General features: G+C 68.4%; 12 protein-coding genes. 3 read left to right on the top strand and 9 right to left on the bottom strand.

Annotated features, from left to right (window positions below):
* Position 1: 1 nt before the first annotated feature.
* Entirely contained in the window at positions 2-934 is a 933-nt protein-coding gene (locus IRT45_RS14525) for a pentapeptide repeat-containing protein (protein ID WP_194806382.1), read from the bottom strand.
* Positions 935-1206: 272 nt separating this feature from the next.
* Between IRT45_RS14525 and IRT45_RS14520 the strand changes: the two genes are divergently transcribed.
* The gene (locus IRT45_RS14520; RefSeq protein ID WP_194806381.1) at positions 1207-3153 is read left to right on the top strand and encodes a serine/threonine-protein kinase; all 1947 of its coding nucleotides are present in this window, start codon (positions 1207-1209) and stop codon (positions 3151-3153) included.
* Positions 3154-3685: 532 nt separating this feature from the next.
* On the top strand, positions 3686-4507 hold the full coding sequence (locus IRT45_RS14515) for a hypothetical protein (RefSeq protein WP_194806380.1): 822 nt from the start codon (positions 3686-3688) through the stop codon (positions 4505-4507).
* A gap of 97 nt (positions 4508-4604) precedes the next feature.
* Here the strand turns inward: IRT45_RS14515 and IRT45_RS14510 are convergent, their stop codons facing one another.
* Genes IRT45_RS14510 through IRT45_RS14500 form a run of 3 tightly spaced genes read right to left on the bottom strand, consistent with a single transcriptional unit; the run spans position 4605 to position 6360 of the window.
* On the bottom strand, positions 4605-5141 hold the full coding sequence (locus IRT45_RS14510) for a Dabb family protein (RefSeq protein WP_194806379.1): 537 nt from the start codon (positions 5139-5141) through the stop codon (positions 4605-4607).
* The gene (locus tag IRT45_RS14505; protein WP_194806378.1) at positions 5141-5452 is read right to left on the bottom strand and encodes a hypothetical protein; all 312 of its coding nucleotides are present in this window, start codon (positions 5450-5452) and stop codon (positions 5141-5143) included. The genes IRT45_RS14510 and IRT45_RS14505 overlap by 1 nt, the downstream gene beginning before the upstream one ends.
* The gene (locus IRT45_RS14500) at positions 5449-6360 is read right to left on the bottom strand and encodes an LLM class F420-dependent oxidoreductase (protein WP_194806377.1); all 912 of its coding nucleotides are present in this window, start codon (positions 6358-6360) and stop codon (positions 5449-5451) included. Before IRT45_RS14500 ends, IRT45_RS14505 begins: the two co-directional genes overlap by 4 nt.
* Positions 6361-6731: 371 nt before the next feature.
* Here IRT45_RS14500 and IRT45_RS14495 point away from each other — a divergent pair, with 371 nt between their 5' ends.
* Entirely contained in the window at positions 6732-7562 is an 831-nt protein-coding gene (locus IRT45_RS14495; RefSeq protein WP_194806376.1) for a YihY/virulence factor BrkB family protein, read from the top strand.
* A gap of 12 nt (positions 7563-7574) precedes the next feature.
* Here IRT45_RS14495 and IRT45_RS14490 read toward each other — a convergent pair whose 3' ends face one another.
* Genes IRT45_RS14490 through IRT45_RS14470 form a run of 5 tightly spaced genes read right to left on the bottom strand, consistent with a single transcriptional unit; the run spans position 7575 to position 11951 of the window.
* Positions 7575-8330 carry a DUF6390 family protein gene (locus tag IRT45_RS14490; RefSeq protein WP_228534340.1) on the bottom strand — a complete coding sequence of 252 codons (756 nt, stop codon included), beginning with the start codon at positions 8328-8330 and terminating at the stop codon, positions 7575-7577.
* Positions 8327-9388: a HoxN/HupN/NixA family nickel/cobalt transporter gene (locus tag IRT45_RS14485; RefSeq protein WP_228534339.1), complete on the bottom strand. Its 1062-nt coding sequence runs from the start codon at positions 9386-9388 to the stop codon at positions 8327-8329. The genes IRT45_RS14490 and IRT45_RS14485 overlap by 4 nt, the downstream gene beginning before the upstream one ends.
* 40 nt (positions 9389-9428) lie before the next feature.
* Positions 9429-10514 carry a hydrogenase expression/formation protein HypE gene (hypE, locus tag IRT45_RS14480; protein ID WP_194806375.1) on the bottom strand — a complete coding sequence of 362 codons (1086 nt, stop codon included), beginning with the start codon at positions 10512-10514 and terminating at the stop codon, positions 9429-9431.
* The gene (gene hypD, locus IRT45_RS14475) at positions 10507-11619 is read right to left on the bottom strand and encodes a hydrogenase formation protein HypD (protein ID WP_194806374.1); all 1113 of its coding nucleotides are present in this window, start codon (positions 11617-11619) and stop codon (positions 10507-10509) included. The genes hypE and hypD overlap by 8 nt, the downstream gene beginning before the upstream one ends.
* Positions 11616-11951 carry a HypC/HybG/HupF family hydrogenase formation chaperone gene (locus tag IRT45_RS14470; RefSeq protein ID WP_194806373.1) on the bottom strand — a complete coding sequence of 112 codons (336 nt, stop codon included), beginning with the start codon at positions 11949-11951 and terminating at the stop codon, positions 11616-11618. The genes hypD and IRT45_RS14470 overlap by 4 nt, the downstream gene beginning before the upstream one ends.
* Positions 11952-11964: the final 13 nt, after the last annotated feature.

Here is an 11964-nt window from a genome sequence, read left to right as displayed (position 1 = left end):
GTTACCGGCATGCGGCCACCGGCACCCGGTGGGCGACCTCGTGCGGGCCCGGTGCGGTGAACCACCCGGCAGGCGGCTCTTCCGAGGGGATCAGGTCGTGGAATCGGGCGCGTTCGAACGAGCTGTCGACGGTGAACGCGGCCCCGTCGAACCGGGCCGGTCCGGTGAAGCCGGCCGCGCCGAAGTCGGCGTGGCCGCGAAACTGGGCGCTGTCGAAGTACGCCCCGCCACGAAATGCCGCCCGATGGAATCGCGCGTCGCCGGCGAAGATTGCCAGGGGAAATTGGGCGCTGCCGCGGAAGGTCGTTCCGTCGAATCGGGCCCGCGCGAATCGCGCCCCGAAGAATCGGGCGGAATCGGTGAACACCGCCTCCCGGAACCACACCGTGTCGAAGGTCGCGTCCTGGAAATGGGTGTCCGCCGAAAAGGTGGCGCGGTCGAATCGGGTGATACCCGCCAGATCCGCGCCTTCGAATATCGCGGGGCCATCGAAAACGGCGTCGGTGAAATCGGCGTCTTCGAACCGGGCATTGCGAAAATCGAATGCCGCGCGCGACCAGCTCCGGCGCGCACCGCGGCGCAGGTGCTCGGCGATGACCGACGCGATGGTCCGGCGAACCGTCCGGTCGTATGCGCCGAGCCGGCCGACCGCCCGGGGCAGACGCAGATATCCGCAGAGTACGTCCACGCACTGCTGGCGTGGCGTGGACGCGGAAGCGTCAGCGACGTCGGCCAGTGTGTGCACGGCGGAAACCTGCGCCTTCGCCTCACCGACATACAGTTGCGCCGCCGCCGAAACGAACATGTCCGCCAGCTGCCACGGCCACCGAAAACGCTTGCGCCGAAAAGAATCTGCCGAATTCGCTTCACTGTCGAGCAATAGATTCGCCGCCGCGGCCACCGGTGCCGGCCGGCGTTGTACGAGCACTACCATTCGAACCTCCTAAACGCCTGCAACGCCCAGAAAAGCTCTTCACTCGCTGTAACGACGGTATAACCGGTCGACATCCGCTATAACGATCGTCACCGAAAAGTAATCGACCGGCCACGGCGCGCCGGTCGACCTGGGTGGAATCCGAATCCTCGAGATGCGGAAAGATCGCTGCCGGATAACCCCCTGCCCATCCCCTTCGAGACCCCGGTGCGAGACCCGGAGCGCGATAAAATTCACCATGTCTCGACGTCTCATCCCGGAGTGACCAGCACATGGGCGCTCGACCGGAAGGCGATGCCACCGCCGCCTTCGACCCGTTGGCCGATCGGACGGTGAACACTGCCCGGCAACCCGCCGACCCCGAGGAATCCACCGGCACGATCGGGCCGCAGCCGAACGCGGCCGCGCCGGGCACCGACCTCGAACCCGGCGGCCGGATCGACGATTTCGATCTGCTGCTGGAATTGGGGCACGGAGCCTTCGCCACGGTGTTCCTGGCGCGGCAGCGGTCGATGCAGCGCCTGGTGGCGGTGAAGATCTCCGCCGACCACGGCATCGAACCCCAGACCCTCGCCCAGCTGGACTACGAATACATCGTCCGGGTGTACGACCAGCGGGTGCTGCCGGACCTCGGGCTGAAACTGCTGTACATGCAATACGTTCCGGGCGGAACGCTGGCTTCGGTGCTGCCGCGGGTCCGCGCGACGGCACCGGAGCGGCGCAGCGGCCGGCTGCTGCTGGACGCCGTCGACGAGGCATTGGAGGACAAGGGCGAGATCCCCACGTCGAGCAGTCGCGCACGGGACGAGATCGCGGCCCTGTCCTGGCCGGAAACCGTGGCCTGGCTCGGACGCCGGCTCGCCGAAGCCCTCGCCTACGCCGAACGGCGCGGGGTGCTGCACCGCGACATCAAACCGGCGAACGTCCTGCTCGCCGCCGACGCCGCACCCAAACTGGCCGATTTCAATATCAGTTTCAGCGACCACGTCGCGGGCAGCAGTCCGGTGGCGTACTTCGGCGGGTCGCTGGCCTACATGTCGCCCGAACATCTCGAAGCCAGCCACCCGGAGCTGCCCGGCACGGTGGACGACCTCGACACACGCAGCGATATCTACGCACTCGGGGTCATGTTGTGGGAGCTGCTGACCGGGCGGCGGCCGTTTCCCCCGGCCGAGGCGAAGGATTCCCAGGGTTCGGTCGAGCAGCTGCTGGAGATGCGCCGCCGTCCGATAGCGCCGCAATTCCTCGACGACCTTCCCGCGGACTGCCCGGCCTCGCTGTGCCGCGTGCTGCTGACCTGCCTGGCGCCGCAGCGCACCGATCGCTGGAGCAACGGGGCCGAGCTGGCGCAGCAATTCGAGCTCTGCCTCGACCCGCGGGCCCGCGATCTGGTCGACGCACCACCACACAGCCACCGGCCGCGCGGGCCGCTGTGGCCGATACCGATTCTCGCGATCGCGATCGCCGTGCCGAACCTGGCCGCCGCCTGGTACAACTACTACTACAATAGGACGTTGATCGTCGGCAAACTCACGCCCGACGTGCAGCAGTCCTTCCACGACGTGGCCCGGGTGCTGTACCCGCTGGCCATCGTCGCGGCCACCCTGCTGATTCTCTACACCGCGCGCCACCTCATCGAGATATCCATCGGACTGCACAACGGGCGTAGCTATCCCGACTCGGTCCTCACCGGGGCCCGCATCGATGCGTTGCGGCTCGGCAACCGGGTGGCCGCCATCGCCTTCGTCTTCTGGTTCTCCGGCGGAGTGCTGTTTCCGGTGATGCTGAATCTCGTCGCCGGCGGCGTTCCGCGCGGCACCTACGCGCATTTCCTGCTGTCGTTGGTGGTGTGCGGTGCGGTCGCACTGGCCTACCCGTATTTCGCGATCACCTGGTACGTGGTCCGGTTCCTGTACCCGATCTTCCTCGCGCACGGCCGATCCGACGCCGCCGACGTCGAACACCTGCGCCGGCTCGCCCGGCGCACCGGCATCTACCTGACCGCAGCCGCCGCCGTACCCCTGATCGGCGTCACCGGGATCACGTTCCTGCCGGCACCGGACATCGAGTCCATCATCTGGGCGATCCGCATCCTGTGCGTCGGCGGCATCATCGGCTTCATCCTCGCCTACCTGCTCTACGGAGTCATCCAGAAGGATCTCCGCGCCCTCGAACGGGTCGCCGCCACATCCACGACGGAGCTCGGCACGCCCCTCTAGCGCACCCGACAACGCAGTGGTCTCGCGGGGCTTTTGTGTCACACTTCTCGTCAACGACTTCATTTGCCCGAGGGGTATACATGCGCGTCGTTCTGGTCATGCTCATCATGTCGGTGTCCTGGTCCCTGGTTGCGTGCCGTTCAACCGACAGTGGGCCGACCACGACAACAGTGGTTAGTCCGTCGAGTCCCGATGGGGCGGTGGAAGGTTCGCAGACAGCTGGATCGAGTAGCCCGGTTTCCGGCTCGCTCGTCCCCGGCCTGACCACGCCTGCCCCGCAGCCCACCGCGGACAGCGGGGACGGCCTGCCGCCCACAGCCACAATTTCTCCAGCCACGCCCGGCAGCGGCGCCGGAATACCGAGCACGACACTGCCGCCAGGCCCGCCCGACTCCGAACCACCAGCACCCCGCGTTGCGCCGCCTGCGCCCGACACGGGGACTACGTCCACGCGATGACCGTCCCTCGGCCGAGTAACTCGGAGTCTTTCCAGCGGGCTGTCTCGGTTGCGGTCGCCGTCTCTCAGGCGACCTTGACCGCCGCAGTTCTGTATTACTTCGGCCTGACCTACACCCGGTCCTGGTACGCGTATTTCGGAGTCGACGCACGCTTCCTGGATCTCAGTGCGTCGGACTACATGGTCAGAAGCATCAACGGCGCCTTCTTCCCGGTCGTGCTAGCCGTGTTGGCCGTCGTGGGCATCGTCGCATCGCAGCGGGTGCCGATCGTGGCGGCCGCACGAAGCCGCCGGCCCCGCCGGGTGTTGCGAATGTGGGCCGGGGGTGTCGCCGTCGCCGGGATCGCTCTCGGCGTCGCGGTGGTGGTCGGCGTGGCGATACGCGGCAGCCTTCCTCGCACGATGAGCGTCGGGCTGCCTTTGATGCTGCTCACGAGCGTGGGGTTGATCGCGTATCGCCTATACCTGCAAAGCAGCTACGCAACACTCTTGCGCCGCGGCGGTGGCCGTCGCCCACCACAGCCGACACCATGGGTTCTCATTCTGGCGCTGCTCATTCTCGGGTTTCTCGGAACCTTCTGGGCGGTGGATTCATATGCCGCCGATCGAGCAGAACGAGACGCGCGTGCAGCGGAGGAACGGGGCTTCCCCGGCCAGCCCGTGGCAGTCATCTTCAGTGTCGACCGCTTGGCCGTCGGCGGTGGTGGCTCGAAGGTGGATGCCATCACCACACCGGGCGAGAAGTATCGCTTCCAATACAGCGGCCTGCTTCTGCTCGCGCGCTCCAACGACAAGTACATCCTCATTCCCCATAAATGGAGCGCCCAGCACCGCGACCGCGTATTCGTTATCAATACCGGCGATACCCTGCGAATCGACCTGGCACCCCACCCCTGAGACCGTCGAATCGCGCCTACTGTCCCGCTCGGCCATCTACAAGCAGTCGGAGGGACCCGCGCGGAACATCTGCCGCCGGATCAGGCGGCGTACCCGGTCACGACAGCAGCGGCCCGTCGGCCCAGCGGTACAGGTGGGCGATGGCCGGGTCGACGATGGAGTCGGGGGTTTCAAGGTCGAACCATCGGTCGACGCAGGTCCAGTGGTAGGGGTGGAGCAGGTAGTCGGCGTTGAGGCCGTCGAGGTCGGCGAATTCCTGTTCCCAGGCGTGCGTCCACCGCGGGTGGTCGGCGCGACTGAGGGTCCACGACCCGATCGCCGCGATGTGGCCGGGCATCGCGGCCAGGTCGGCTTCGAATCGATCCAGCACGGCCGGTTCGGTTCCGGGACGCACCCGCAACAACAACGTGCGTTTGATGCGCCTGCCGGGCATCGCGACCCGCGCACCGACCAGGCGGGTCAGCGCCACGGCGTCGGCGGCCGCCGGTCGACCCGGCCAGGCCGCGTCGATATCGTCACAACTCAGGTCCCAGGTCATCCCGAGTCCGCCGACGCTACCGGGCAGATCGTCACCGCCCTCGGCCCCGGCCGGACCGTCGACTCCCGCCGGTGTGCGAACGACCCAGCGCGACATCACCGCACCTCCTCGAGGACGCGCCGCGCCCGTGACAGCGCGAGCGAATCGGTCCACCGCCAGAAGCCGCTCACCGCGTCGTCGGCGCCCGCCGCCGCGCGCATCCCGTAGAACTCGTAGATTCCGGGCAGTTCCCACTGGATCTCCAGCGTCACCGTGTCGGGTGAGGTGAAGCGGCGGCACTGCCGGACCACGCGCATGCCGCGGTCACCGGCGCCGGGCAGATAGTCGCTGCGCCAGCGCCGCGACCATTCCTCGACTCGATCGTGGGGGATGGCGATCTCGTCGATCACCGTCACCGTCGGGGTCACAGCTTGCTCACCACCTCGTCGAGGTACCGGGCGATATATCCGGGCAGCCCCGCGATCCCGGCGGCGAACAACGACTCGTCGCCGAACAGCGGCGGATTCACCACCAGCCGCGACGCGCCCGCATCGGTGTAGCCACGGACGAACTCGATATCGAATTCCCTTGCCGGATCACATGATCCGGGCCACGCCGTCAACTCGACCGCGCTCTCGGCACGCCCCGCGGCACGCGCGTGCGCGCGCACCTCGTCGGCACGCGCGGCGAAATCGGCCGGCGTGATCGTGTACGGAAACCAGCCGTCGGCCACGCGACCGGCCCGCCGCACCGCGGGCGCACTGTTGCCGCCCACGACGATCGGCACCGTCCCCTTCGACGGGCGTGGTTCGCAGTAGACGCGATCGAAACGCACGTGCTTGCCCGCGTAGCTCGCGGGAGCCTCCGCCCACAGCGCACGCATCGCGCCGATCCCGTCGTCGAGGCGTGCGCCACGATCGGCGAAGGGTACGCCGATCGCCGCGTATTCCTCCTTCTGCCAGCCGATTCCGAGCCCGAGCAGCAGCCGGTCACCGGAGTGCAGCGCGATGGTGGCGGCCCGTTTGGCCAGAACCACCGGACTGTGCAGCGGTGCGACCATCATCGCGGTGCCGAAGCGCAGCGTGCGCGTCGAACCGGCCAGAAAGGCGATCGTCTCCAGCGGATCGGTCATCGGCGCCCCGTGCTCGGCGCCGGGCATCCGCCCGTCCGGTGAATACGGATATTGCGGGTCGTACTCGTCGGCCACCACGACGTGCTCGACCGCCCAGGCCGACTCGACCCCGCATTCCTCCAGCGTCCCCGCCAGATCCTGCAGAAATCCGCCGGAACCGATCATTCCGTCCACATAGGGCAACAGCATTCCGATCCGAATCATGCGGTTCAGCATCGGTCGTGACCCACGACACACCCACCCTCGGTCTCGCACAGCGGGACATCCGTGCCACTCAGCGAACACCCGCGGCGACACCGGCCGCCACGGCGAGGGGCCGTGACGACGAAAGGGCTTGTCTCGCAAGCCGCCATCCACGTTTCGCAACCGGGCCCGGCGGCACGGGAAAAGTGCTCGAAATCGTCCGAAAGGAAACCGCACCGGCCGCGCGTGGCGGGATCCGGTCGTGGTATTTCGAACACAGGCGCCGGCGATCCGACTGTGCGCGGATCGAAATCTGCTGGGAGGTAGGCACTGTGGCGGTCGGATCGGAGCCGGCGCTTCGGTATCGGGTGTTTCGCCGGGCCGAGGTCAGAGTGCTCCTGCGTACCGTGCGCGCGGCGTGGTCGGACGAATTGTCCGACTGGGCGGCGGCATTGACGTACTACAGCATGTTGTCGCTGTTTCCGGCCCTGCTGATCGCCATCGTCGTGCTGAGTATCGCCGGACCGGCCCCCGCCGACTCGCTCGCGGGCGCGGCCGGTCGGCTGGGCCCCGGCGGCGGCACCTCACTGATCTCCGGCTCGATCCACCACCTGCAGTCGGTCAAGTCGCTGTCCGGTCCGATGGCGGTCGTGGGCCTGTTGTCGGCGTTCTGGACCGTCTCGACCTACCTGGGCGCGTTCATCCGCGCGGCCAACGCCCTCTACGGGGTGCGGGAGAGCCGATCCTTGTGGCGCACACTGCCATTGCGATTCGCACTGGGTCTGATGCTGGTGGTCGCCGTGGTCGTCACCGTGCTCGGCTTCGCCATCACGCCGGGCCTGGCCGAACACGCCGGCAACCGGATCGGGATGGGTTCGGCGGGCCTGCTCGTCTGGTCGATCGTGAAGTGGCCGCTGCTGGCCCTGCTGGTGAGTGTCGCACTGGCGCTGCTGTACTGGGTCGCGCCGAACACCGAGGGCCAGCGGTGGCGCTGGCTGACCTCGGGAAGCGTGATCGCCGTGGGCATCTGGATCGCGGGATCGGCCGGACTGGCGCTCTACGCCGCCCATTTCGACTCGCTCGATCGCGTGTACGGGTCGTTGACCGCGGCGATCGTCCTGCTGATGTGGTTGTGGCTCACCAACTTCGCGATCCTGCTCGGCGCCGTGGTCGATGCCCAGATCACCCGGGAGCGAACGTTGCGCGAGCACCCGGAGCAGTAACCGCCGTCGCCGTCACGAGGCCCGTGAGGGCCGGGCCGCAGTCACGGAGTTCGGGCCCAGGCGGCGGTTCGTGGCCGCCAGCTGCCAGGCCGTCGCGGACGTGAGCCGATCCAGCCGGGTGCGGTCGAGCCGGGCGCAGATGTGCTCCCAATGCAGCGCGAGATGGTCGCCCACCTCGAAATCGGCGGCGTCGATGCCCGCCCCGGCCAGTTCGATGCGGCGCGACGTCTCCGCCGACAGGGAGAGCCGGGAATCGTTCCAGCACAGCCGCCGCGCACACACCGTCGCGGTGGTGGCGTCGCGCGCGCAGACCCGTGCCCACGTGATCCGGCAGTTGTCGAGCACGCGCAGCGGCAGATCCGCGGGACCCCGGCCGAGCAGACGGGTCCACGGGTAGATGCCGAAGACGTGAAAGTGATGGTTGGCCGCGCTCTCCTCGGCCAGCTCCGGACCGAGGTGACGCCAGTACCCGCCGGCGATCGGGCCGATCACCGACAACAGCCTCGACAGGAACTCCGTCCTGTCGATCCGCGCGCCGACTCCCCCACCGAGCCAATAGGATTCGACCAGTCGCGGGTCGAGCGGATCGGGGATTCCGGTCATCGACGACAGCACGTGCAGGTACGGCCAGGCTCCGGAGAAGCGTCGTGCCACGGCCCGGATCTCGGCATCGGTCCCGCCGGCCAGCGCGGGGGCGTCGGCGGGCCCGCAGTAGCCCAGCGCGTTCGGCGCGTAGGCGTAGCGCGCGAACATCTGCGGCCCGCTCATGTTTCCTCGCGTCGCCACAGGATCAGCGCCAGCAGCCAGGTCGCGACGAACAGCGCCACCACCACGAATCCCATCGCCCCCAGATCGAGACCGCCGATCCAGGCCAGCGGGCCGGAGGTGATGCCCAGTGCGCCGGTGACCACGGAGACGATCTCCTGGGCGCCGATCAGCAGGGCCACCGCGACCGACAGCCCGGTCACCAGCAGGTTGTAGTAGATCTTGCGGGCCGGCGCGGCGCAGGCCCAGCCGTAGGCCGCGTTCATACACGCCCCGTCCAGCGAGTCGAACAGGGTCATACCGGCCGAGAACAGCAGCGGCAGCACCACGATCGCGTACCAGGGCAGGTCGGTGTCGGCCGCCGCGCCACCCGCGAGCACCAGCAGACTCACCTCGGTCACCGTGTCGAATCCCAGCCCGAACAGCACGCCGATCGGATACATCTGCCCCGGCCTGCGCACCGCGCGAACCAGCGGCGCCAGCACCCGGTTCAGCGCTCCGCGCGCGTGCAGCCGGGAATCCAGTTCCCGCTCGTCACCCTCGCCCCGGCGCACCGCGCGCAGTGCACGCCCGATACCGATGAGCGACACCAGGTTCAGCAGGCCGATGAGCAGCAGGAAGGTGCCCGAGACGCCGCTGCCGAAGGTGCCGGTCCAGCGCCGCAGTCCGGACCCGTCGTCCTCGACACCGGAGGCCAGCATCCGCGCGCCCAGTGCCAGCGCACCGACCATGACGAAGACGACGGTGGAATGCCCGAGCGAGAACCAGAATCCGACCGACACCGGGGTTCTGCGCTCGCCCACCAGCTTGCGGGTGGTGTTGTCGATGGCGGCGATATGGTCGACGTCGAAGGCGTGCCGCATCCCCAGCGTGTACGCGGTTACGCCCAGGCCGGCACCGAACACCACACTGCCCACCGCGTAGTGGTTCGGGACGACCAGGGCGGCCAGCAGCCCCCAGCCCGCGAGGTGCAGCGCGATCACCGTCACGGCCATGCCGGTCACGCCGCGGCGCCGGGCGCGATCTTCTCGCGCCCACTCCCGAGGGGGCGCTACCGTCATCGTCGGCCGCATCATGTCTCCCGCCCGCGACCCGCCGCGCTCAGCAGATCCGCGGAAGCTGTTCGCCGGCAGGAAGATCCACCACCCGGGTACCGCCGAGGGCGGTGCGCGCGACCACCATTCCGGGATGTTCGTCGACGCAGACACCGATCGCGCAGGCCCGCGCGCCCAGCGGATGCGCCCGCATGGCCTCCAGCGCGCGGTCGGCGTCCTCGGCGGCGACGAAGGCGACCGCCTTCCCCTCGTTGGCCACGTACAGCGGATCCAGGCCCAGCAGTCCGCACGCATCGCGGACCGCGTCGGGGATTGGCAGCGCGCGCTCGTCCAGTCGCACACCGGTATTCGCGGCTTTCGCGATCTCGTTCAATGTCGCCGCGACCCCGCCGCGGGTGGGATCGCGCAACGTGTGGACGTCGGCGCCGGTGGCGAGGACGGCGGCGACCAGACCGTTCAGCGCGGCGGTGTCGCTGCGCACGGTGGTGCCGAATTCCAGGCCCTCGCGGCAGCTCATCACCGCCACCCCGTGCACACCGATGTCGCCGCTGATCAGCACGACGTCGCCGGGCCGGGCGCGCTCGGGACGGATGTCGACCCCCGCGGGCACCAGCCCGATGCCCGCGGTGTTGACGAAGATGCCGTCCCCGTGACCGGCGTCGACCACTTTCGTATCGCCGGTCACCAGCTTCACCCCGGCCGTGCCGGCGGCCTCGCCCATGGCCTCGGCGACCCGGGCGATCTCGGCCAGATCGGTGCCCTCTTCCAGAATGAACGCCGTCGACAGCACCAGCGGCTGCGCACCGGCCATGGCCAGATCGTTCACGGTGCCGTTGACCGCCAGCTCGCCGATCGTGCCGCCGGGGAAGACGAGCGGTTTCACCACGAACGAATCGGTGGAGAACGCCAGCCTCGTGCCGCCGACCTCGACCACCGCCGCGTCCCCGAGCGCGGCCTCGGCGGCGGCGCCGAACGCGGGCAGGAACAGGTGCTCGATCAGCTCGCCCGACATCGCGCCCCCGCCGCCGTGCGCCATCACGATCGTCGGCGAATCCCGCAGCGGCAGTGGGCACACCCAGCTCTCCGCGTCGAATACCGGTGGCGCAGCGGAGGTTTCGGCGTGGTCAAGCATGAGCCACCTCCGCCGGCAGGTCCAGGCGGCGATACAGGTAGTAGGCGGCGCAGGCGCCCTCGGAGGACACCATCGTGGCGCCCAGCGGGTTACGCGGTGTGCAGCGGGTGCCGAACGCCGCGCAATCGGTCGGCTTGATCAGCCCCTGCAGCACCTCTCCGGAGCGGCACACCGACGATTCGGCGGTGTGGATATCGCCCACGCTGAATCGGTATTCGGCGTCGTAGTCGCGATAGCGCGGCGAGAGCCGCCACCCGCTGCGCGGAATGACGCCGATCCCGCGCCAGGCGCGGTCGGTGACCTCGAAGACGTCCTCCAGCATGGCCTTCGCGGCCGGATTGCCCTTGGCCGGCACCGCCCGCGGGTAGGCGTTCTCGACCTCGTAGCGGCCCTGTTCGAGCTGGATCACCGTGCGGCGGATCCCCTCGAGGATGTCGAGCGGCTCGAATCCCGTGACCACCATGGGAACTCGATATTTCTCCGCCAGCGGCGGGTATTCGCCGATACCCATCACCGAGCACACGTGACCGGCGGCCAGGAACGCCTGAACGCGGCAGTCCGGCGATTCCATGATGGCGGCGATCGCCGGCGGGACCAGGACGTGCGAGACCAGCAGCGAGAAGTTCTCGATGCCCAGCCGCTGGGCCTGATACACCGTCATGGCGTTGGCCGGCGCGGTGGTCTCGAAACCGATTCCGAAGAACACCACCTGGCGGTCGGGATTCTGTTTCGCGAGGGTCAGCGCGTCCAGCGGCGAATACACCACGCGCACATCGCCGCCCTCGCTCTTGACCCGGAACAGATCCTTGGAACTTCCCGGCACCCGCAGCATGTCGCCGAAGGAGCAGAAGATGACCTCCGGGCGGGCGGCGATCTCGAGTGCCTTGTCGATCACTTCCAGGGGCGTGACACAGACCGGGCAGCCGGGGCCGTGAATCATCTCGATGGTATCGGGCAGCAGCTGGTCGATCCCGTGCCGGATGATCGAATGCGTCTGGCCGCCACAGACTTCCATGATCGACCAGCGCCGCGAAGTGGCGGCCCGGATACGTTCGAGCAGACGCTGAGCCAGGTCGGGATTGCTGAATTCGTCCAGATATTTCATCGGTTCACCTCGTCGTCACGGGCGGGCTCCGACGGCACGCCGGAGGTGGGATCGGGAAGTCCGGACTGCCGGGCGGCGATGGCGAAGCCGTCGCCGAACTCCTCGTTCAGTACACCGAGGTGTTCGAATTCGGCCAGGGTGGCCAGCGCCGATTCCTCGTCGAGGCGCTGAATGGCGAATCCGACGTGCACGACGACGTAGTCGCCGACCGCGGCATCCGGAATGTATTGCAGGCATACGTCTTTGTGGACACCGCCGAAGTCGACCACCGACATCAGCGTGCCGTCGCGCTCGTACAGGTCGAGCACCTTCCCCGGGACTGCCAGGCACATGATCGGTTCCTTC

The sequence above is a fragment of the Nocardia sp. BSTN01 genome, from assembly GCF_015354405.1.
Classification (GTDB): Bacteria; Actinomycetota; Actinomycetes; order Mycobacteriales; family Mycobacteriaceae; genus Nocardia.
Note: the sequence above shows the minus strand (reverse complement) of the source record. Positions and strands in the feature narration are given on the sequence as shown.